The organism is Cellulophaga fucicola (assembly GCF_900119145.1).
Taxonomy (GTDB): domain Bacteria; phylum Bacteroidota; class Bacteroidia; order Flavobacteriales; family Flavobacteriaceae; genus Cellulophaga; species Cellulophaga fucicola.
This window is the reverse complement of sequence record NZ_FPIY01000001.1, coordinates 780,931-801,695: the sequence shown is the minus strand read 5'-3', so window position 1 is coordinate 801,695 and position 20,765 is coordinate 780,931. Positions and strand designations below refer to the sequence as shown.

The window sequence follows — 20,765 nt, the reverse complement described above, 5'->3', positions numbered from 1 at the left end:
CATTGTAACGAATTTAAAACAAAAAACTACGCTTGTAAAACCGTTTACAAGTCTTACCATATTTAGTATAGTTTTAGGGTATTAAATAAAAAAATAACCTTAAAATATAGTAATATGGGACTTAAAGAGAAAAAAATCACAAAACAATTCCAAGATGAAAAACTTCCTGCATTAAAAGAGCAAATAGATAAAGCTGCTGGTTTTGATGTTCCTTTAGAAGTAGAATGGGATACTTTGTTTGAAGATCGTTTTACTCATTTATATATGGACACGTACTCACAAATCTATTTTGAGCCATTTATAGAAGCTTTTACAGCAATTACTGCAGACGATTTAGGTAAAGAAGCGTTACAAGAAGGTCTTAAAAAAGTTGTTGTTGTAAATAGAGACAACCACCACAACCCAACACATGCTTATACTTTTAAAGATGGTGTTTTAGAAGTAAACCATTGTCCTGTTAGTAATGCACCAGATGTAAGCAGAAGAACAAAAGTACTTATAGAGTTATTAGAAAATAACCTTTAATACTAGTTTATATGCAATCTACTCTTAGAGATTTAACAGAGGACGAATATAATGTACTAGAGCTATATTTAGATTTAGGATATTCAATTTGTAAAAAATATGTACCAGGTTTTGACGGCACATTTACAGCTAAATTATTAACAGAAGTCTTTGGACTTTGGTTGGCAGATACAGCTGCATATATTTCAAATGAAAATATAGATGATTTTAATTCTAGCAGTGCAGAAAAGCCAAACGATAGAATGATTGAGTTTGGTCTTGGTAGTGCATATGGCGAGGTGTTAAATACGGAGTTTAAAACAAACTGGAAACATATTACAGACGAGTATGGTGCAGAGATTTGTATACGTCATGAAAATCCAGAATATACAACGTTCCCTTATTCTATAGTACAAAAAAGAACGGTATCTAAAGAGACCAGTTTTTTTGAACCTATAATGGCAACAATGAAGCACAATATATCTAAATAGATAAGATTGTTTAAACTGCTTTTCTATAAATAGAAAAACCCTTGTGAAGATGAGTTATGAAGATGAATTAAAGATATCTGAAGCGGCAACCAAAGATACCTACGTGGGTTTGTTATTGTATTATAGAGATTGTGACTTGTATGCAGGTTTAATAGCTAAGTACAAAATAAATCAGATTGTTAAAGAAAAAGGATTAACAGACGTATCTTCTTTTGCAGAAGGTTTGGGTAAAAATTTAAGGTTTGCAATAGCAAGTAATAAGGCTGTTGATATGGCAAAAATTAATCCTGATGTAGCTAAGTATGGTTTTAATCTTATTAAGCAACCTTCTTATTATAAAGTATTAGATGTCTATACCGTTGGAGATAAAACACAGATTACGTTATTAAATTTTAATGTAGAATTTGTGAATTACATAAAAAATACAACTCATAGTATAGACAAGGAAATAGTAAAATTAGCAAGAAATAGGTTCGACCGTTATTTAAAGATGAAACCTAATGAGTTTTTATACGACGGTAACTGGTTAGCAAGGACTAAATTTCCAATAGGAATGTCAGATTATGGTTTGTTTTTTAATCCTGAAAACGAATAGTAAGACTCTAAAAGACTAATTTATTTTAAAAATAAGAATGGAACAAAATACAGACAATACAGAAATTGATATACATAAGTTTGAAACCTTGAATAAGGTAGATTTTAATTCACTAGAAGATGCTTTTGAAGCCCATGCTGGTTTATCATTTGAAAAACAATTAATATTTGGGGATATTATTGGGGATAATGGTTGGCAATTAGATATGGGCAAAGAAAGTATTCTTTTTGGTGATTTAGAATTTCCTATACAGGTAATTGGTTCGTTATCTTTTAATTCCAATTCTTGGATGTGGGGCTGGGCAAATACGCAAAGCGGAATTCCAGAAAGTTTATTAGTACAGTCTAATAAACTAAAGGAGATAGGTGAAGAGAAGAGCATTAAAGAACTAACAGACGGTCATTTTAATGTAGAAGAAGGTTTTGAGCATAAAATAGGTATGCTAGCTAGCGGAGTATTTAACTCTAAAAGTTATTATAGTGCTAACTACGGACAAGGAACACTTATTGTTACAATAGATGATAGTAAAGTACCAGCAATAAACAAGGCAGAACTAGAGATGGTTTTAACTTGTTTTCCGCAATTAATTAGTGCTATTACAATAGACCATAAAAAGGCATTTAAAAACTATTTAATAGATCGCGATTTTAAACTTTATATCAATAATAATAAAATTGATGGATTAAAAGATGGTAAAATTATAACCGCTGAGTTTGATGAATTAGGAAGGTTAGAGTCCTTAAGTGCCAAATTATAGTAGGTTTACAATTGTTTTATACATTTTTTTAAACCCTGTAACAGTAATGTTATAGGGTTTTTTATTTTTAATTTGTTTCTTAGTGTAGAATTATTCTTAGTTTAAATTGTAAGTATTATTTAATTAGTTATGTCTATTTAACAATTCTAAAATCGTATTTTAGCTAAACACATTAACCTTTTTTAACTATAGTTTAATAATATATCTGATGCGCTTTTTTACATATATACTCTTCTTTTTTTTTACAACTGTATTAATTGCCCAAGTTACTCCTGAGGAGAAAGCTGCTTTATTAGCTTTTTATATTGCAACAGATGGTCCTAATTGGGTTAGTGAAACCGATGCAGACCCAACCAACGATTGGGATTTTAGTGGTAATGTTACTAGCGATTGGTATGGAGTTACGGTTACAAGCGGAAACGTTGTTTCTATTGATATGAACCCTACAAGGAACAGTAACGCAGCAAATAACTTAACAGGAGTAATACCTCCGGAAATAGAAGATTTAAGTTCACTTAAGACTCTAAGATTACCTGCAGAAAATTTAACAGGTACAATACCATTAAGTTTATATAACATTACATCTTTAGTTACTTTAGACTTAGCCAGAAATAATTTTTCTGGAACAATGCCTCCAGAAATTGCCCAACTTACCAATCTAAGATCTCTTTATTTATCTGGAAATGATTTTAGTGGTGAAATTCCGATAGAATTTACTACGTTGAATCAATTACAGGTATTTGAGATTAGCAATAATGATTTTAGTGGCGAAATTCCTATAGAGATTACTAATATGTTGAATTTAAGAGTTCTGCAATTGTCTAACAACCCTTTTACGGGATTTTTGTATCCCGAATATGGAAATTTAATAAATTTAAATCTATTTCACTTTTCAGGAAATTTAATAACGGGATCTATACCAACAGAATTTGGAAATTTAACGGGTTTAAGATCACTTAGCCTTGGAAGTAATGATTTAAGTGGAGTACTACCACCAAGTTTAGGTAACTTAAGCAATTTACAATATATTAACATATATGCAACAAGTATTTCTGGATCTATACCCCCAGAATTTGGTAATTTAACTAGCGTTAATACTATGTTATTAACTAGTAATTCTCTTTCAGGTTCCATACCATCCTCATTAGGTAATTTAACACAAATGAATAGATTTAGTGTTAAGCTAAATTTAATTTCTGGTGAATTACCTTCTACTCTTGGAGCCTGGAGCAATATAAGTAGTTTTGAGGCATATGAAAATCAACTTACAGGGAATATACCAGAGAGTTTCCAAAATTTTACAAATATTAAAACATTAAATCTATCAGTAAACCAAATGTCAGGAGAACTATCACCGTTGTTTTCTAGTTGGACAACTATTGAAACTCTAGATTTACAATTAAATTCTTTTTCTGGAGAACTTCCAGGGAGCTACTCAAGTTTTACCAATTTAAAAAAAATAAATTTAGCAGATAATGAGTTTAGTGGAGAGTTATCACCGTCTTTTATCAACTGGATTAATATAAATTCAATTGATATTAGAAATAATGAATTTGAAGGGGTAATACCAGATTTTACAACTATTCTTACTGCAGATCCAACAGGTTCTAATGGAGAAAATTTAAAAATTAATGGTAATAAATTTGAGTTTGGTGATTTTGAAGATCAGTTTACTCATTATAATGAACAACTTTTTGGTTTTTTTTATAGTCCACAAGCAAATGTAAATGATGTAGAAAATTTAACTAGCTGTTCTGGGTCTTCTATTACACTTTCTACCGTAGTTAGTGGTAGAGCTAACGTATACCAATGGTTTAAAAATGGCACTGCTATTTCTGGAGCAACTAGCGCAGATTTGGTGTTAAATTCCTTAGGTACCACAGATTCTGGCACTTATACTTGTATAATAACTAGTACAATTGTAACGGATTTAAGTCTAGAGCGTAATCCTATTACGTTAACAGTAAACCTAACAGGCCCCGCAGTTAATACTGTAAATGATATATTTTCTTGTGACTTAGATGAAGATGGTTATACTAATTTTACACTTGACCTAGCAAGTATAGAATCTCAAGCCGTAGGTTTGCAGAGTGGTGTTGTTGTTTCTTACCTAAACCCTAACGGAACACCCTTAACTTTAACTAATAATTATACAAATACAATACCTAATAACCAAACCGTAACAGTTAGAGTAACAGATATGGGTGGTTGTTATAATGATACTAATTTTAAACTTATAGCTACGCAACCTATAGTTGCAGATAGTAATAGTGATGTTATTGCTTGTGGCAGTTACATTTTGCCAGAACTAAGTGTTGGTAACAACTATTATACAGAAACCAATACTAATGGTATGCAATTGCAAGCGGGAGATATTATAACTAACACGCAGACTATTTATATACATACAGGAATTGGCTCTTGTGCAGACGAAACTAATTTTAGAATTACAGTAGAACCTCCATTATTGGTAGGCGATTTAGAAGATGTAACAGAATGTGGCGTTTACATATTGCCAACTATTATGAATGGAAACTATTTTACAGAAACAAACGGACAAGGTTTAAGATTAAGCTCAGGAGATAGTATAACAGAAACGCAAACAATTTATATTTTTAACCAGAGAGGTTCTTGTACAGAAGAAACAAGTTTTGAGGTAAGAATAGATTTGTTGGCTTGTGAAGATTCAGAAGAAGCTATAAAATCTAAATTCCCTAATTTTTTCACACCAAATCAAGATGGTATTAATGACGTTTGGAAAGTAGATCAAGAATTATTTACTCTCGAAGGTATAGTTACAATTCACGATCGCTATGGTAAACTTTTAAAACAGTTTAATGCTGTAAATGGTAGCTGGGATGGAACTTTTAATGGGCAAAGATTACCATCTGCAGACTATTGGTATAAATTTACAAGCTTAGATGGTGCCATTGTTTTAACAGGTCACTTTACATTAAAAAGATAATAGATAAAGATTTAGACCAAAATAATGAACCTAAACCTAATAAAAACTAAAATTTATGATGCTTGTGGGTTTCAAATATCAAATTTTATAGAGGAGCTAGAAAGTAAGGAGTATGAGGCCTGTAGGTTTCTGTTAAATGGAAGGACTATTATTAGCAGAAACGCTAAAATTACACCTAAAAAAGCAGGTCAGTTTGTTACCTTTTGGAAACGTAGCAATGATGGACCAATAATACCATTTAATAAAACAGATACAATAGATTTTTTTATTGTAAACGTTGTGTATAAAGATAAAATGGGGCAATTTGTATTTCCTAAATCTATTCTACTACAAAAAGGAATACTATCTACAGATAAGAAAGAAGGTAAAAGGGCATTTAGAGTGTATCCTAGTTGGGATGTAGTAATAAGCAAACAAGCATTAAAAACTCAAGAATGGCAATTAAACTACTTTTATAGTATTAACAACAAGACCAACTTAGAGACAGTTACAGCACTTTATAACTAGTTTATTATAATCCCTTAATACAGTGATATTTTAATTCATTAGAAACGGTAATTTGCAATGTCTAATTATAAAATTAAGAAAGGCACTAAATCATTACTTATGAAATTACCAAATATATTACTGTTGTTGCTTTTTTTTAGTTTTAACAGTTATGCACAAGAGCAATACTTAATTAACGCAGAAAGCGGACTAAACGTTAGGGAAAAACCAAGTGTAAACGCAAGCAAAATTGCTAAAATACCGTATGGAGTTTTAGTAGAAAAAATTGAAGATACCGCTATACCATTAACCATTTATGATAACGGCAAACCAGTTATGGGTAAATGGGTTAAAATTAAATATGATAATTATTTATATTTGGTTTCTAAAGAAAAGGAACAAATACAAAAAGAAGGTTATGTTTTTGATGGTTATTTAAAGCAATATAACAACCCTAATTTAAAAATTGTAACTAAAAAAATAAACGAATTAGAGTACAAAAAAATAGTTTCAAAATTGCCTAAAGCAACGCATACTTATAAAAAAATAGGCAATCTAGACTCTATAAAAACCTTATTAAAAGATAAGGTTATTTGGAAAACAATTTTTTATGATGATCATTATTTAAGAGATGATGCTATTGAAAGTATTACATTAGATAATGGACAAAAACTAATAGTAAGTCAAGAATCTAATGACTATGGATTTTCTAAAGGATGGTCTGGTTATTATCCCGATCTAGGTATTTTATTGCTAGAGGGTGGGCATTCTTCAGATATGGTATTAAATATAAAAACAGGAGAGTCTAATAATACCATTGGTAATCCAGAACACTTAATTCCGTCTCCTACAAATAAGTATCGACTAAACGGTTACTATAGTGGTCAGGAATGTGTTATATATTCTCTTCAAAAAAAAATAGATGGTAAATTTATTTATTTAGGTAAGGTTAATCCGGATTATGACATTTGTATATTTAATAGTTTTCAATGGGTTAATGATACTCAGTTTGTATATACATTAATATTTCCTGAAGATTATGCAGAAAAGAATCCGAGACTAACGTATTATACGGGAGGAATAGAAGATAAAACACCAACAACACAACAAGCAAGTAATTTTAAAACTATCGCTAGTTTAATTAAAATAAGAACATTACCAACTTTAGATACTACTAACTTTGATAATTTTAGTCAAGACAATTTTTATAACAAAGAAGCAGTTGCTGTACTTCAGTTACAAAAAATATTTCCCAATTATTTTAAAGAAGGGTATGACAACAAATCTATTGCATCATATAGATTAGAATTTTCTAAAGATTTTTATTCCCTAGTTATAATTACATACAAAGGAGACCACGAAATGGAATCTACTTTAATTAACTACAGTTTAAATGGCAAATTAATAGATTATAAAACAATTTCTTATGATGAAATAGCAGAAGGCTGGTCTAGAACAGAATCTAAAATTGAAAGAGATAAACTTACCATTACAGATATTCTTTGGACTGATGACAAACAAGAAGAAATAACGTATTTTAAGATAGCGTCAAACGGAAAAATAACACCAATAAAAGAATAATTTTTTAGTAGTGTAAAAAACAAATAAATAAATTGAAAATAATAATTATTAAAGTATTGTTCTTTTGCCTTATTCCTTTAGGATCAGTAGCATTGTATTTTAGCATTAAGCTTTTAAGAAAAAAGTTTAGAGGAGATCTAATAACAGAATTTTCTTTTCATCAAAAAGAAACTAATTTTATAGTAGATGAACCTGGGAACTATGCTGTTTGGTATAAAGCTGTAGCATTTAAAAAAAATATTCTTTACACTAAAAAGCCTCGGATAATTAATTTTAAAACAAAAGCAGAACTAAAAATAAGAATTTCTTTCTTTGGACCAAGGGTAAATAATTTTGATACAGGTATAAAAGAGATGTATCACTTTTATGCTGAAAAAGGAGAATATACTATTAGTTTAGAAGATGCTTCTAAAGTTAAACGCGCACTATATAATGGTATTCCAAACTTGGGTGAAGACTCAGGAGACTCTAAAGCTATGGTTCAAGTCAATAAAAAACATTCTAGCTTTTTTATGCTTTTATCAATTTTATCCATTATTTTCTCTGTTTTTTTAATAATTGGTGGATTTGTTATAGGTCTTTTGGCTAATGAAATATTTATATAAAATAATTAATTGTAGTTTAAATTGTAAAAATACCCTGTAAAATGGGTGCCGTTTTCACTATATATAGGTTTACAAGATTACTAAAATAACTACATCTTTGCAGTATCTAAATAGTGTTAACCGCAGTATTATAGTGCAATTTTAAAAAGATGGTATGAAACTAAAACACACTTTATCTCTAATATTACTAACTACTCTATTTTTTACTTCTTGTAAAGACAAAGAATATGCTTCTAATTTACATACAGAAAAAAGCAATAAAACAAAGAGCGATATTTTTATGAGTAGTAGAATAGCACGGCTAGAAGATACCATAAAAGGTTTAAAAAAAGAGGTAGATTATTTAACTGCATATAAAACAGAGACCATAAGCGGAAAATTAATCTTTGGAGTAGAAGTTGCTAGTTTTCAGCCTTGTGGTAGTGATAAAGTATTTTGGATTACTGATAACTCTAAAGAAACAGGTAAATTAGAGAAACTTTACTATGCTTTAGTTCTAGGAAAGGAACCATACACACCAATTTATACTACTATTGAAATTATAGATAGAGGTAAGGAAAAATATGGTTTTGCTGCAGATTATGATGGTACTTACGCGTTTACTAATGTCTTAGAGTTAAGACAATTAAAGTCTTCAGATTGTAAATAAAATTATAGTTTTATAAAAAAAATACTTTTAGTTTTGAAATTTGGGTTTGTCCAAACAGAAGCTAAAGAAATTAACTTGTTAGACGCCGCATTACAATTAATCAAGGATAATGTAACCTATGTTCTAATTATTTCCTAACGGCGATGTTCCTAGTGATAAAGGTGTTTACACAGATATTATAGCACACCTTTAAATGGGCGTAGATCAACAAAAAAATAACTAATTAATTGAAGATGAATAACTTTAAGCGACTGTTATTTCTAGTAACTTTTTGTTGTTTACAAAAACTATTGCTTAGTAATTACATAAAACTACTTCCAATACTATAAAATTGGTCGCAGCAAATAGAATAGAGCATAGTGGTTGATTAAATATTCAATTAAAAACAATATAAGATGTTAAAAAATAAAGCAAGCCTTCTACTAATTTTTTTATTCATTGCTTTCTCAAGCTGCATAGAGTTAGATAAAGATGTAAAAATTGAAAATATAGTAAAAGAACTTAAGCAAGGTAAAAGTACATTAGAGCAAGAAAAGTTAGATCATAATTTAATGGTAATTAAGACCATATCTACAAGAGAGAAGATAAATAAAGCAGCGCTATATGATGGTACATCTATTAATGAAATTTATTTAAAAACAATAGAAGATAAATCCTTTGAAGATATAGAAAAAATTGCGAATGACTATGTAGCAGAAAAAAAAGAAAGAATAAAGTATTTAGAAAAAGAGATTAAAGACAGAAGAGCGGTTTTAAAAAACAAATCTGAAAAGGAAAACGTAGAAATGACTAGTTATACAATCTATGATTACGACCATTTACAGATAAAAATGGAGTTTATAAGTAATACTGAAGAAGGTAAAGAAACTGGCTATATTTACATCATAGAACTCTACAACTTAGAAAGTGGAGAAGTGCTGCAAACATTAGGTTCTAATTCTGATAACTTGAGTGAACTGGTATTTTATAACACAACAAATTTTACTATAGAAAAAAGATTGTCTAAAGAATTAGCAGACAGTATAAAAAAAGCTGGTGACATAAGTTATCCAATAACAAATCTTACAACGTATAACATAGGACTTAATTACTATATTGTTGAGCTTAAAAAAGATCCCAATGCAGCTTTTAAACCAAGAGAAGAAGATAATTATACCCCTAAAAAATCTTTAGATGAGCTAAAGAAAGACATAATGGCACTTAGGGATTTAGTTATTCAATTAAGCTTTAATTAAATAACTAGTTTATAATTTTTTACGGTAATTCTTACTAATATAAAGCTCTTGTATTTACAGCTGTTATATTTTCATTCAAAAATATAAGATTGTTTTTAAATCAAAATTAGTTACCGAACGATTGGTAAAGTAAAATATTTATTCTAATTTTGCAATATGAGACCACAGAAAGTATTAGATAAAGATTTGTTAACTGCCTTAGGTAAAGTATTTAGAGCTAAAGGGTATGAGGGGACAAGTATTAAAGAGTTATCTGAAGCAACAGGTTTAAAAAAAGCAAGTTTGTACCATAGATTCCCCGATGGGAAAGAAGAAATGGCAAATTCTGTTTTTAGTCATATTGAAGAATGGGTAAAAGAGACTATTTTTTTTGCTTTAAATGATGAATCTATTGTACCACAAGCACGTTTAAAACAAGCAATAGACCATATAAGAATACTTTACAACGGAGGTAAGGATACGTGCGTATTTAGAGCATTTTCTATGGATAATGGTTTGCAATTGTTTGAGGGCCATATTAGTGGTGGTATAACAGAGTATATAAAAGCTTTTAAAAATGTAGGTTTGGCTTTAAAGTTTAATGAAAAAGAGGCTAAAGAACACGCAGTACAAACGTTAATAGAAATTCAAGGAAGCTTAATTTTAACGAAAGGGTTAAATGATACTTCAATTTTTGAAAACACCTTAAAAAATATTGAAAACAGATATTTAAAACACTAAAAGTTTTATCAAAGTTAATTACCGAACGTTCGGTAAAATATATAAAATTATGGAGAAAAAATACCCGTTACCACCTTTTACCAAAGAAACGGCCATAGAGAAAATTAAAAAAGCAGAAGATGCTTGGAATAGCAAAGATCCAATACAAATATCTAAAGCATATACCTTAAATACAGAATGGCGCAACAGGGATAAATTTATAAACGGTAGAGCAGAAGTACAAGCTTTTTTAGCTGATAAATGGAACAACGAACTAGAATATAAATTACATAAAAAGTTATGGACATTTAATGATAACCGAATAGCTGTAACATTTGAGTACGAGTATAAAAACAAGCAAGGACAATGGTTTAGAGCTTATGGTAACGAGAATTGGGAGTTTGATGCTAATGGTTTAATGCAAAAAAGATATGCCAGTATTAACGATGTGTCTATTAAAGAATCTGACCGAAAATTATAACACTAATTAAACAAGTAAATGAAAAAAATAATTCCTCTTTGCGTAGCAGCATCAGTACTATTATTTAGCTGTAATGGTACAAAAAAAGATACAGTCCAAAACATAACAGAAACAAAAAACACAATAAATATGCACAATACAACTTTTAAAAAAACAGAAATTAACGGTATAAATATAGCATACCGTGAGGCTGGTAATCCAGATAACCCAACTATAGTTTTATTACACGGTTTTCCGTCATCATCTCATCAATATAGAAAAGTATTAAATCAATTGGCAGATAACTACCATTTAATTGCTCCAGATTATCCAGGTTTTGGTGCTAGTGATTTTCCTTTATCTAAAGATTACGAGTATACTTTTGACAATATTGCGGTTACTATAGATGCTTTTTTAGAGAAAAAAGGAATAAACTCTTATGCACTTATGATCCAAGATTATGGCGCACCAATTGGGTTTAGAATTGCAACAGCACATCCAGAGCGTGTTACAGCTATTATAAACCAGAATGGTAACGCGTATGAGGCTGGTTTAGGAGATGCTTGGGCAAGTACAAGACAACTTTGGGCAAACAGGACTACAGCTACCGAGAATGCTCTATTACATGCATTTACTTTAGAAGGTTTAGAGTGGCAATACACTCACGGTACAAGAAATCCAGAAAATGTAAATCCAGATACTTGGCATTTAGATTTTTTAAGATTGTCTAGACCAAACGCACATAAGGTTAATATAGATTTGTTTTACGATTACCAAAACAACGTAAAATTGTACCCAAAATGGCAACAATATTTAAGAGACAACCAACCGCCACTTTTAATTGTTTGGGGTAAAAACGATGCTTTTTTTCCAGAAAGTGGGGCAGAAGCATTTAAAAAAGATGTTAAAGAGATAGATTACAACATTTTAAATACGGGACATTTTGCTTTGGAAGAGGATGCAGACATCATTATTGAAAAAATGAGGAATTTTATGCAAAAAGTAGTAAAATAAGCTTTAATTACAGTTTTTTTATATAAAAAGCCGCAAGTTAATACAACTTGCGGCTTTTTTGTTTCTTATTTAAAGTACTAAAATCTATACCTTATCAAAAGACCATTGCGCATTTTTAGGCAAAGGAGCTTCAAATGTAATTTGTTCGTTAGTGTCTAGTTTTTGGTACGTTAATTTCCAAGCGTGTAAACATACAGATAATGGTGCGTATACTTCTTTAGAACCATATTTATCGTCTCCTAGAATAGGCGATCCCAAATGTGCTAATTGCGCTCTTATTTGGTGAAAACGACCCGTTTTAGGCTTTACTTCTAATAAATAACCATAATTGTTTTGATCTATAATCTCGTAAGAAAGACTGCATTGCAAGGCTTCTTTAGATTTAGATGCTACAATATCTGCTCTTTTTTCTTTGTAATTCTTCACCAAAAAGTTTTGCAAGATACCTTTGTCTTTTGCGGGTTTATTTTTAACAACAGCCAAATACGTTTTTTGTACTTTGCGACTGCTAAAAAGTTCGTTAAAAGCGACTAAAACATTTTTCTTTTTAGCAAAAACCAACACACCACTTGTTACACGGTCTAACCTATGTATAACACCTATATAAGGCTTTTTCTTGCTTTTTAAAATATGGCTATGTACCAAACTTTCTATAGTTATGTCTTCAAAAGGGCTTTTCTCACTTATAAGTCCGGCTGTTTTGTTTACAACTATAAAATCGTTGTTTTCATATATTATATCAAGATTAGGCATTTGTTGGTATCTTTAGTAAACTCTGTTATTTATGATTTAAGATCCATAGTTGTACTTCTTCTAAAGCACGCCAATGTTGATCTCTTTTTGTTTTGTCTGATGCAGTTTTTACTGTTTTTTTAATACACTTTTCTAATGTAAATCTGTTTCCTTTGGCCAATTCTATTTCAATAGGGTGGTCTTTGGTAACAGAAGTAATTTCTGCTAAGTTAGAGAACAAAATTACGAGTTTTCCATCAGGTAATAACCTTTTTTTTGCTTCAGTAAAGAAATCAGGAAATAAGGTCTCATTATAATAAATAGCTTCATCGTTTTTATCGTTCTCACTAGTTTTAGGCAACCAAGGCGGATTAAATACAATTAACTCGGTTTGCTTTTCCCAAGCACCAAATAAATGTCCTTGGTCTAATTCTATTTTTCTAGATAGTTTAGTATCACCTAAAAACTCTTTTAAACCAGCAATAGCATTAGGATTTGTATCTGTACCAAATACTTTCTGAAAACCGTGTTTTACCATTTGGTAAGATAATATACCACTGCCTATACCAATATCTATAGCTGTTTTTTTAGGTCCAGAATATCGTTTTAACCAATTATCGAAAAGGATTAGATGGTCAAATCTAGTAGGGAAATATGTACCGTAGTATGGGTGTATTTTGTTACGCAAAACAGGAATAATAATTCCGTTTGTATACCATTGCCAAGAGCTATTTAAACCTTGCACTTGCGGAAAAGGAAGTAAAAAACTACTTTTTTCTTCCGCATAAAATTTTTGCAACCAACCAATAGAGGGTGCTTTGCTTACCGTTAGTTTTTGGTCTGCAATTTCTATTAAAATTAGATTAGATAATTTACGGTATGCAGCTCTAAAGGCACGTTGTTCGTTAAACGTTTTGTTAGGCATTCTTCTTTTAAGGTACAATTGTACCTCTTTAAGCAATGTTAAACCATTACTATAAAAATCGGTAATTAATACAGATTTACCTGCTTCTAATGTTTGCATTGTATTTTTTACATCTGCAGACCTATTAAACAATTGCAATCCTTTTTTTGTTGGTATAGGTTTTGGTTTATTTATAGTTATATCTGTACTCATAATTATAGTTACTTGTGCTTATTGTACTGTTTTTAAAACAGGCTTTGTAGTTAAAAAGAATAGAGTTTAGTTGGGTGTTTTACTAACTCTTAATGTGGTGCGGGTAGTTCTTGTTTCGGTTCTGAAACTTTAAAATGTTGTCTTTAACAATAACACCTTTATCTATATTTATAGCGTTTTTAATAGTGACATTTTTATCCCAATTTTCGCGTCCAGAAATAATAGAAGGTAAGTGTACTATTAAAGCGGCAGAAATAGACCTAGAAGCACTTTCCCAGAAATAACTAGGTGTATGGTCTACAGCATAATAATCTATCTTGTCTACCTTTATAATTGGGTTTTTAAACGTAGTAGGTGTAGCAAAGTAAAATCCCATACCGTCATCACAGCTTACATCTATAATAAGCGTACCAGGTTTAAGCATAGATTTTTCATCTTCGTTAATATAATTAATAGGATCTTCTATATCTTGGTATGTTCCGTTAATTATTATTTCAGATTCATTAATTACCTCTAACAAAGACTTTTCTGTACCGTCATGCTCTACAACAACCAATCTAGGTTCTCCTTTTTTACCACGTCTAAGTCTGTTATAATGTACGTCTAAAACCTCTTCTCTAACCTCATGATCTGGCCTTTGTATACAAATAGTAATATCTCTAAAACCATGTGCTTTTAAGGCGTAAATAGCACCTCTGCTTACAGCACCAAAACTAAAAATTAGTACTTTTCTTTGGTTACCATAGTGGCCATCTATGCCTCTTAATTGTAACGCATGTATAACAGCACTATAGCCTGCCATTTCGTTATTTTTATAAAACGTATGTCTGCCTATTTGTCCATTAGGATGCCACACATACATATCTTCAAAAGCAATTAAGGTTAATTTTTTATCTATGGCTGTTTGTGTAATTATGGGTTGTTGTGCGCAGTGTGGATACCCCCAAATAATGCCACCTTCTTTTATTTCTTTAAAGTCTGATAAAATAGGCTTAGCTATAATTGTAGCACCAATATCTGCTAGAATTTCATTTCTAGAGGCCAAACCACCAGTTAATTCTTTAATTTCTTCGTCTTGTACATTAAATGGTATGCCGTAACCTTTTTCAAAAATTAGTTGCTTTCGTATATTTTCTGGCAGCCTTTTTAAATGTTCAGGGTGAATAGGAACTCGCCTTTCATCTTCTTTTTTAGATGTACCAATAACACCCATTTTTAAAAATGTCATATTTCTATTAAATTGAAACGGATTGCAGACTAATGAGATTAGCAAAGCGTAAGATTAAAAACCATTACTAAATAGTTACTTACTAGCAATCAGGCATTAAGTTGGCCACTAGAGTTTCATTAATTAGAATAAAGACATAAAGAAATTGTCTTTATAATGCGCTTTAGAAGTAGTAAGCGATAATTAACATAAACATATAAATAATATATGCGACAAAGATAGCTTTTAAAAAACTAGTATACAGGTATTTCTAAAGCAATATATACGGGCATATTTAGGGGTTTAAGTTTAAAGTTTGTTCTTTTTGGAATACCTTTGCCACTACTATTATTTTACAAAATATGATTTAAAAATAGATAGTTTATAAAACTGATTTTAATATGAAAAAGATACTACAAATAAGCGCTGTGCTTGCGTTTGCAAGCTTGCTATTTACAGCTTGTAAAAACACAGAAAAGCAAGAGCAACATATAGAAGAACAAAGCATAGAAAAGCAAGAAGAGAGTTTAGAAAAAGACGCAACTACAACAGAAGAGCATAAACCTGTTGTTACTAGTAGCACTCTTTGTTATAGAAATGAGTTTGTATACAAGACCGATACTACTAAAAAAGATGTTGTAGAGCTACTACTTACAATTAAAGGCGATACTGTAATAGGCAGCTATGTTTGGTTGCCTGCTGAAAAAGACAGACGTAACGGTATGTTAATGGGCACTATAAAAGATAATGTTATAGATGCTAGGTACGACTTTTTTCAAGAAGGAAAACAAAGTAAAACAACACTTAAAATTTATTTAAAAGATACTACTGCTGTAATAGAAGGCGGCGCACCAGAATTAGGGTTAGAAACTACTATTACTAAAATAAATTGCGACGATTTTAGGTAATAGAGTTTTTGCCAATACACACCAAACACTCAACTTTTACATTTTACAATAGTCTATTACTATTGTTTTGTGTTTTAGTTGAGTGTTTTTGTTTTTAGTTATAAAAATAGAAGAACGAGAATAGGAGGAGTTTAATTAAAATATTAATTTTAAGAAGTATTAAATATGATACTATGCAAAAAGAAGCACTAAATTATGTGAGTAAAAGAATGCCTGTTCCTCAGGATTTTAAAGACATTTTTTCTCACTTTTATTTTTCTCAAAACAATACAAAAAAGCCTATTGTTAAATCACTATTACCTAACTTTAATATTATTATGGTTTTTAGTTTTGGTACTCCTATATTCTTTAAGTCAGATGATAATTCTACCGTATGCATAGAAAAATTTACTGTTTTGGGGCCCATTAAAAAAGCGTTGGAGTATACATTGTCAGCTAAATCAGAAATGCTAGTTGTAAGTTTTAAGGACGATGCATTTTATCGGTTTTTTGGTAAAGTACTATTCTCTAATAACGTGCAATTAAATTTAGATGCTTCTCTAAATTTAAACTGTTTTGTAAATCTTTGGCATTTAATTAAAGCTGAAAATATAAATAAAAAAATTAGTCTAATTTTAGACTTCTGCAAGCCGTATCTTAAAAATCGTGAAACAGCATTTAATTCTTTTTTAGACTATAAAAACGTCTATTCTATTTTTAATCCTATAAAAACAATAGCACTAGATACTCAACAAAGTGAAAGAACAATACAATTAAAACACAAAAAGTATTTTGGCTATTCTGCTAAGGAAAAAAGTAGGTATTTAAAGTTTATAAAAGCAATAGAGTTGTTAGAAAAGTCGAATACTAAAGTAAATTGGTTTACTATTATAGATGCTTGTGGTTATTACGATCAAAGTCAGCTAATACGAGATTTTAATTATTTTACAAATCACTCTCCTAAACACTATTTAAAATCTATTAAAGATGTTTGCAATGCCAAGAAGTAGTTTCGTTTTTGTACAATTTTAGGGTGTTTTATTGCGCTAATTTTGTTTTATCAAACTAAAAAAAGATAAAAAAATGAAACATTTAATTATTTACGCGCATCCTAATAATACAAGTTTAAATCATTTATTTAAGCAAAATATTGAGCAAAACTTACTAGATAACAAACACCAAGTTGTTGTAAGAGATTTATACGAGCTTAATTTTAATCCTGTTTTGTCTTTACAAGATATGGCTGGGCAACGTAAAGCACAGGTGGCAGAAGATGTACAAAAAGAACAATCCTTAATTTTGTGGGCAGATCATATTACTTTTATTTATCCTATTTGGTGGACAGGGATGCCAGCTATAGTAAAAGGATATATAGATCGTGTTTTTAGCTATGGCTTTGCATATTGTTATAATAACGGTGTACAATGTGGCTTGCTTAAAGGAACTAAAATTACAATTATAAACACACACGGAAAATCTAAATTAGAATACGAGAGTATTGGTATGGATAAAGCACTAAAATTGACATCTGATACAGGTATTTTTAACTATTGCGGATTAGATATTTGCAACCATTTTTATGTAGATAATGCAGATAAGGCTTCAATTGAAGATGTAAAGAATTGGACAAGTAAAATTACTACATCATATATAATCTAATCTTTTATAACTCTACAAGCACCCTGTAAAAAGGGAGTTTGTTCTCGCTATTAATAGGCTTATATTGCACTATAATTAGCACTAACTTTGTAATGTTAATAGTATGCCATAACCTTACTTTTTTAAATGATTAATATAGTTAAGTACGTAATTTTAATTGTTATACTTGGTGTAACAGGTTTTTTAATACAAGACTATACGTATGACTTTCCTATTTCTTATGTAGCAGGTACAAAGGTTACGTTAGCTAGTGAATATATTAAAGATAGTGTATTTAAAAGGCTTATAATACCAGTAACTATTGCTAGTGTACCTTTGCTGTATTTATTTGTTAAAAAGGTAACACAACTAAAATCTATATCTGGATTGGTTTACTTTATTATTTGTAGTACAGGTATCTTATTTTGGTCTTTTAGAATTAATATGTACATACAAGGTATTATTTCTGGAGAAATTGATAATTTAAAAGAAGTAGATTTTGGATATTATTTAATGTTCGGTTTTATTACGGGTACATTACTAAGTATTTTAATTTTTAAAATAATAGAACGTAAAGCTTAATAATAAAAATGTGCTGTATGAACTTATATAAAATTACCACATATCTATGTTTTTTACTTTTAATATGTTCTTGTGCACCATTTAAAAAGGTTAAAACACCAGACAATACAATACAGTTAACTAAAGATAATTTGCATTTAATAGATGGCACTTATCAAAATAATATAGAGAACCCTGCATATTCTTTAGAGTTGTTTTGGGGTTCTTTTTACACTAGAAAAGAACAAGAGTCTGTCTATAATTTAGTTTATAAAGAAAAAGAGCCTTTTTTAATTACATTAAAATCAGTTAGTAAAAAGAGGTTAAACGTTACTATTACTGTAAAAGATAGCATATTAAAGTCTTTTGATATTAAGGGTAGAGTAAAAAATGGCTATTTTGAACAACGAAGAATAACGTATGCCATACCAACTATATTTGTGAATAAGTATTACTCATCTAAGTTTAGAATAGGGCTTCTTAACAGAAATACTATAATAACAGACTTTAAAAAAACGGATATAGGAACAGTTTATTTCTTTTATCCTTTTAACAACAGTAGTAACAATTACAATATAGAGCATAAAAAAGTAACAAGTAAAGAGTAAACAACACACGCAAAAAAAGAATAAACGTCTAGAGATAGTAACGTAAAATTGTAAAAATGATATATGTACTAATAACCGGAATAACTCTTATCTGTGCACTAATTTTAGGTATACGTAAAAATTATGCTTCTGTTTCTCCCAAAAAATACATACTTGCTGTATGCGGTAGTGCAGTAATAACAAGTATAGTTGCAGGTCTAATAATTGGCACGGCATATAGTCACGGTTTAGATTTTACTTGGTGGATGTTTAGTATACTTAGTTTTTTAATTGTTGTACTACCAGCTCTTGTATTAATGGGTATATTACGTTTTAGAATGCTTTTATTAAGAAAGTATAAAAGCTAATGCCTCTGTAATTATTAGACTAAATGCATACGTGTTTTTGAAAAACAAAAAAACAATAGTAGTAAAGAATAGGGTAGCGGTAACAGGCTTGGTTGTTTCAGTAATAGTAACATTGTTTTATTATTACAAACAAGCTTTATTAGGGTTTCCAGACGGACATTTAACTACCTACACTAGGTTCTGTAAGGATATTTTATTTCCCATCTATTTAGCGATTAATGCAATATTTGTAATTGTATTTATTGTAGCACTATATAAACAAATAAAACCAAGATTGATGCTAATTTTATATGGTGGTTTGTGTGTATTGTTCTTGTTGCTAGAATATTATTTTTCTCTACATTTAGAAAACGGACAAGGAGGTTAGTACTCTATTTTTAAATTTAAAAGAAGAATAAAGTTCATTCTACATAAAGCATAAATTACTTTAATAACGGAATAATTTACAGCATTCTTTTTGTTTTACAAATGACTTAAGTCATATTATAAGCAAACTTACGTACCTACTTTTACTATAAAAATTAATAGTATGAGCGATTTTAGAAACAGACCAAAAGACCAATATATTAATGAAGCTAATTGGCAAGAGTTATACGTATTAACAGAGCATTGGAAATCTGATCTTTTGTTTTATAAGGACGATTTAAAGTTTTTACATGAACTTATAGAGAAATATTTAATGTGGATTTCTAAAAAAGAGAATTTAGACTTGGTTAAGGAGATAGAAATTAGTCTGTTGGTAGTAGACAAACAATGCACCAGCTTATTAGAGCGTACCACAAAACATTTACACCATTTAACAGAGCTTATAGAAAACCCTTTTGCATATGATTCTCATAAGTTTAGAACCGAACACGGTATTTTAGAGGACAATTTATCACGTTTTGTAAAAGATTTTAGAAAAAACAGAAAGGAAATTTTTGGTATCACAGAATATATTATTGATGGTGAAAAATTAGTAAGACAATACACAGACTTGGTGGATTAAGTTGTAACTTTTAAAAATAAAAACTATGAAAAGTGTAGATGATATTTTAAAAGAAATTACAGACCTTACAACAGAGATAGAGACCAATTACCCAGAACTTTATCGCAACTTGGATGAAAACCCAATTACGCTTAAAGAAGCCCATAGTTCTCATTTAAATAAAAAAGCATTACAAGACTATTTAGAGGGTTTAAAGGAGTTATTAAAGCATCATATATAAAAAATGTATAACAAGCAGAATGCAAAGTTATGGGAGAAATAGCTACGTCTAATAGGCAAATTACACTGTATTACAGTTCAGAATCTGTTAGGGCAAAGCAAACCCTAGCCTATGCAAAAACAGAAGGCTATAGTATACATGAAATAGATATCTTAAAAGAAAAACTCACAGGAATACAAATTATAGAACTAGCAGACCGGTTGCATATAGCGGTATCAGACCTTGTAAACCAAGAACACCCAGCGTATACCTCTAAATTTGAGCCTCATAGTTTATCTACTAACGATTGGATAAAAATGATACAACATAACCCTAATATAATGAAACAACCCATTGCATTAAGAGGAGATATTACCATTTTAATAGAAACACCAACAGATATTCTTAAAATTTAGAATGTTGGTTTTGTTGTAACTACA

The 20,765-nt window shown here is 29.9% G+C and carries 26 protein-coding genes; 23 read left to right on the top strand and 3 right to left on the bottom strand.

Translation table 11 applies throughout. The features are described 5' to 3' along the window. Positions 1-114: 114 nt before the first annotated feature. The 13 genes from BT107_RS03630 to BT107_RS03570 all read left to right on the top strand — a co-directional run bounded on the left by BT107_RS03630 (position 115) and on the right by BT107_RS03570 (position 12,041). Positions 115-525 carry a hypothetical protein gene (locus BT107_RS03630; protein ID WP_072302386.1) on the top strand — a complete coding sequence of 137 codons (411 nt, stop codon included), beginning with the start codon at positions 115-117 and terminating at the stop codon, positions 523-525. 11 nt (positions 526-536) lie between these two features. Next, entirely contained in the window at positions 537-995 is a 459-nt protein-coding gene (locus BT107_RS03625) for a DUF3806 domain-containing protein (RefSeq protein WP_072302385.1), read from the top strand. A 49-nt stretch (positions 996-1,044) separates the two neighbouring features. Then, positions 1,045-1,590, top strand: a complete 546-nt coding sequence (locus BT107_RS03620) for a hypothetical protein (protein WP_072302384.1) — start codon at positions 1,045-1,047, stop codon at positions 1,588-1,590. Between the two features lie 37 nt (positions 1,591-1,627). After that, on the top strand, positions 1,628-2,347 hold the full coding sequence (locus tag BT107_RS03615) for a DUF6882 domain-containing protein (protein WP_072302383.1): 720 nt from the start codon (positions 1,628-1,630) through the stop codon (positions 2,345-2,347). Positions 2,348-2,555: 208 nt separating this feature from the next. Continuing rightward, positions 2,556-5,312 carry a T9SS type B sorting domain-containing protein gene (locus tag BT107_RS03610; protein ID WP_072302382.1) on the top strand — a complete coding sequence of 919 codons (2,757 nt, stop codon included), beginning with the start codon at positions 2,556-2,558 and terminating at the stop codon, positions 5,310-5,312. Positions 5,313-5,336: 24 nt separating this feature from the next. Next, on the top strand, positions 5,337-5,819 hold the full coding sequence (locus BT107_RS03605; RefSeq protein ID WP_072302381.1) for a MepB family protein: 483 nt from the start codon (positions 5,337-5,339) through the stop codon (positions 5,817-5,819). Positions 5,820-5,918: 99 nt separating this feature from the next. After that, positions 5,919-7,379, top strand: coding sequence for an SH3 domain-containing protein (locus BT107_RS03600; RefSeq protein WP_170854694.1), 1,461 nt, complete (start codon positions 5,919-5,921; stop codon positions 7,377-7,379). A 32-nt stretch (positions 7,380-7,411) separates the two neighbouring features. Continuing rightward, positions 7,412-7,984: a hypothetical protein gene (locus tag BT107_RS03595; RefSeq protein ID WP_139254266.1), complete on the top strand. Its 573-nt coding sequence runs from the start codon at positions 7,412-7,414 to the stop codon at positions 7,982-7,984. A gap of 154 nt (positions 7,985-8,138) precedes the next feature. Continuing rightward, positions 8,139-8,633 (top strand): hypothetical protein, encoded by a 495-nt coding sequence (locus BT107_RS03590; protein ID WP_072302378.1) that lies wholly within the window; start codon positions 8,139-8,141, stop codon positions 8,631-8,633. A 395-nt stretch (positions 8,634-9,028) separates the two neighbouring features. Beyond that, a complete protein-coding gene (locus BT107_RS03585; RefSeq protein ID WP_072302377.1) occupies positions 9,029-9,868 on the top strand; it encodes a hypothetical protein in 840 nt (279 codons plus the stop codon). Positions 9,869-10,024: 156 nt separating this feature from the next. After that, positions 10,025-10,588 carry a TetR/AcrR family transcriptional regulator gene (locus BT107_RS03580; RefSeq protein ID WP_072302376.1) on the top strand — a complete coding sequence of 188 codons (564 nt, stop codon included), beginning with the start codon at positions 10,025-10,027 and terminating at the stop codon, positions 10,586-10,588. 49 nt (positions 10,589-10,637) lie between these two features. Then, positions 10,638-11,048 (top strand): nuclear transport factor 2 family protein, encoded by a 411-nt coding sequence (locus BT107_RS03575; protein WP_170854693.1) that lies wholly within the window; start codon positions 10,638-10,640, stop codon positions 11,046-11,048. Positions 11,049-11,066: 18 nt separating this feature from the next. After that, the gene (locus BT107_RS03570) at positions 11,067-12,041 is read left to right on the top strand and encodes an alpha/beta fold hydrolase (RefSeq protein ID WP_084639098.1); all 975 of its coding nucleotides are present in this window, start codon (positions 11,067-11,069) and stop codon (positions 12,039-12,041) included. 84 nt (positions 12,042-12,125) lie between these two features. Here BT107_RS03570 and BT107_RS03565 read toward each other — a convergent pair whose 3' ends face one another. The 3 genes from BT107_RS03565 to BT107_RS03555 form a co-directional block, all read right to left on the bottom strand. Next, positions 12,126-12,794, bottom strand: coding sequence for an RluA family pseudouridine synthase (locus BT107_RS03565; protein WP_072302374.1), 669 nt, complete (start codon positions 12,792-12,794; stop codon positions 12,126-12,128). A 25-nt stretch (positions 12,795-12,819) separates the two neighbouring features. Next, positions 12,820-13,890, bottom strand: a complete 1,071-nt coding sequence (locus BT107_RS03560) for a methyltransferase (protein ID WP_072302373.1) — start codon at positions 13,888-13,890, stop codon at positions 12,820-12,822. Between the two features lie 82 nt (positions 13,891-13,972). Next, positions 13,973-15,118 carry a N(5)-(carboxyethyl)ornithine synthase gene (locus BT107_RS03555; RefSeq protein ID WP_072302372.1) on the bottom strand — a complete coding sequence of 382 codons (1,146 nt, stop codon included), beginning with the start codon at positions 15,116-15,118 and terminating at the stop codon, positions 13,973-13,975. A 380-nt stretch (positions 15,119-15,498) separates the two neighbouring features. On the opposite strand from BT107_RS03555, the gene BT107_RS03550 reads away from it, so the two are divergent. The 10 genes from BT107_RS03550 (at position 15,499) to BT107_RS03505 (ending at position 20,741) form a co-directional block, all read left to right on the top strand. Then, positions 15,499-16,005, top strand: coding sequence for a hypothetical protein (locus tag BT107_RS03550; protein ID WP_072302371.1), 507 nt, complete (start codon positions 15,499-15,501; stop codon positions 16,003-16,005). A 173-nt stretch (positions 16,006-16,178) separates the two neighbouring features. Beyond that, positions 16,179-16,994, top strand: coding sequence for a helix-turn-helix domain-containing protein (locus BT107_RS03545; protein ID WP_072302370.1), 816 nt, complete (start codon positions 16,179-16,181; stop codon positions 16,992-16,994). A gap of 73 nt (positions 16,995-17,067) precedes the next feature. Continuing rightward, the gene (locus BT107_RS03540) at positions 17,068-17,643 is read left to right on the top strand and encodes an NAD(P)H-dependent oxidoreductase (protein ID WP_072302369.1); all 576 of its coding nucleotides are present in this window, start codon (positions 17,068-17,070) and stop codon (positions 17,641-17,643) included. Positions 17,644-17,769: 126 nt separating this feature from the next. Continuing rightward, the gene (locus BT107_RS03535) at positions 17,770-18,204 is read left to right on the top strand and encodes a hypothetical protein (RefSeq protein ID WP_072302368.1); all 435 of its coding nucleotides are present in this window, start codon (positions 17,770-17,772) and stop codon (positions 18,202-18,204) included. A 17-nt stretch (positions 18,205-18,221) separates the two neighbouring features. Then, entirely contained in the window at positions 18,222-18,791 is a 570-nt protein-coding gene (locus BT107_RS03530; protein ID WP_072302367.1) for a hypothetical protein, read from the top strand. 56 nt (positions 18,792-18,847) lie between these two features. Further along, positions 18,848-19,138, top strand: a complete 291-nt coding sequence (locus BT107_RS03525; protein WP_072302366.1) for an acetyltransferase — start codon at positions 18,848-18,850, stop codon at positions 19,136-19,138. 37 nt (positions 19,139-19,175) lie between these two features. After that, complete coding sequence (locus BT107_RS03520) at positions 19,176-19,505, top strand: hypothetical protein (RefSeq protein WP_072302365.1); 330 nt, start codon at positions 19,176-19,178, stop codon at positions 19,503-19,505. A 162-nt stretch (positions 19,506-19,667) separates the two neighbouring features. After that, a complete protein-coding gene (locus BT107_RS03515; RefSeq protein WP_072302364.1) occupies positions 19,668-20,126 on the top strand; it encodes a hypothetical protein in 459 nt (152 codons plus the stop codon). 25 nt (positions 20,127-20,151) lie between these two features. Further along, the gene (locus BT107_RS03510; RefSeq protein ID WP_072302363.1) at positions 20,152-20,346 is read left to right on the top strand and encodes a hypothetical protein; all 195 of its coding nucleotides are present in this window, start codon (positions 20,152-20,154) and stop codon (positions 20,344-20,346) included. Between the two features lie 29 nt (positions 20,347-20,375). Then, on the top strand, positions 20,376-20,741 hold the full coding sequence (locus BT107_RS03505; protein ID WP_072302362.1) for an arsenate reductase family protein: 366 nt from the start codon (positions 20,376-20,378) through the stop codon (positions 20,739-20,741). Positions 20,742-20,765: the final 24 nt, after the last annotated feature.

What these genes read in the sequence shown, in the direction of transcription:
- BT107_RS03570 (WP_084639098.1), top strand. Translation starts at nt 11,067, where the DNA reads ATGAAAAAAATAATTCCTCTTTGCGTAGCAGCATCAGTACTATTATTT.
- BT107_RS03560 (WP_072302373.1), bottom strand. Translation starts at nt 13,890, where the DNA reads ATGAGTACAGATATAACTATAAATAAACCAAAACCTATACCAACAAAA.
- BT107_RS03535 (WP_072302368.1), top strand. Translation starts at nt 17,770, where the DNA reads ATGATTAATATAGTTAAGTACGTAATTTTAATTGTTATACTTGGTGTA.
- BT107_RS03510 (WP_072302363.1), top strand. Translation starts at nt 20,152, where the DNA reads ATGAAAAGTGTAGATGATATTTTAAAAGAAATTACAGACCTTACAACA.
- BT107_RS03555 (WP_072302372.1), bottom strand. Translation starts at nt 15,118, where the DNA reads ATGACATTTTTAAAAATGGGTGTTATTGGTACATCTAAAAAAGAAGAT.
- BT107_RS03610 (WP_072302382.1), top strand. Translation starts at nt 2,556, where the DNA reads ATGCGCTTTTTTACATATATACTCTTCTTTTTTTTTACAACTGTATTA.
- BT107_RS03605 (WP_072302381.1), top strand. Translation starts at nt 5,337, where the DNA reads ATGAACCTAAACCTAATAAAAACTAAAATTTATGATGCTTGTGGGTTT.
- BT107_RS03565 (WP_072302374.1), bottom strand. Translation starts at nt 12,794, where the DNA reads ATGCCTAATCTTGATATAATATATGAAAACAACGATTTTATAGTTGTA.
- BT107_RS03550 (WP_072302371.1), top strand. Translation starts at nt 15,499, where the DNA reads ATGAAAAAGATACTACAAATAAGCGCTGTGCTTGCGTTTGCAAGCTTG.
- BT107_RS03625 (WP_072302385.1), top strand. Translation starts at nt 537, where the DNA reads ATGCAATCTACTCTTAGAGATTTAACAGAGGACGAATATAATGTACTA.
- BT107_RS03545 (WP_072302370.1), top strand. Translation starts at nt 16,179, where the DNA reads ATGCAAAAAGAAGCACTAAATTATGTGAGTAAAAGAATGCCTGTTCCT.
- BT107_RS03580 (WP_072302376.1), top strand. Translation starts at nt 10,025, where the DNA reads ATGAGACCACAGAAAGTATTAGATAAAGATTTGTTAACTGCCTTAGGT.
- BT107_RS03505 (WP_072302362.1), top strand. Translation starts at nt 20,376, where the DNA reads ATGGGAGAAATAGCTACGTCTAATAGGCAAATTACACTGTATTACAGT.
- BT107_RS03600 (WP_170854694.1), top strand. Translation starts at nt 5,919, where the DNA reads ATGAAATTACCAAATATATTACTGTTGTTGCTTTTTTTTAGTTTTAAC.
- BT107_RS03530 (WP_072302367.1), top strand. Translation starts at nt 18,222, where the DNA reads ATGAACTTATATAAAATTACCACATATCTATGTTTTTTACTTTTAATA.
- BT107_RS03515 (WP_072302364.1), top strand. Translation starts at nt 19,668, where the DNA reads ATGAGCGATTTTAGAAACAGACCAAAAGACCAATATATTAATGAAGCT.
- BT107_RS03620 (WP_072302384.1), top strand. Translation starts at nt 1,045, where the DNA reads ATGAGTTATGAAGATGAATTAAAGATATCTGAAGCGGCAACCAAAGAT.
- BT107_RS03585 (WP_072302377.1), top strand. Translation starts at nt 9,029, where the DNA reads ATGTTAAAAAATAAAGCAAGCCTTCTACTAATTTTTTTATTCATTGCT.
- BT107_RS03630 (WP_072302386.1), top strand. Translation starts at nt 115, where the DNA reads ATGGGACTTAAAGAGAAAAAAATCACAAAACAATTCCAAGATGAAAAA.
- BT107_RS03615 (WP_072302383.1), top strand. Translation starts at nt 1,628, where the DNA reads ATGGAACAAAATACAGACAATACAGAAATTGATATACATAAGTTTGAA.
- BT107_RS03590 (WP_072302378.1), top strand. Translation starts at nt 8,139, where the DNA reads ATGAAACTAAAACACACTTTATCTCTAATATTACTAACTACTCTATTT.
- BT107_RS03540 (WP_072302369.1), top strand. Translation starts at nt 17,068, where the DNA reads ATGAAACATTTAATTATTTACGCGCATCCTAATAATACAAGTTTAAAT.
- BT107_RS03525 (WP_072302366.1), top strand. Translation starts at nt 18,848, where the DNA reads ATGATATATGTACTAATAACCGGAATAACTCTTATCTGTGCACTAATT.
- BT107_RS03575 (WP_170854693.1), top strand. Translation starts at nt 10,638, where the DNA reads ATGGAGAAAAAATACCCGTTACCACCTTTTACCAAAGAAACGGCCATA.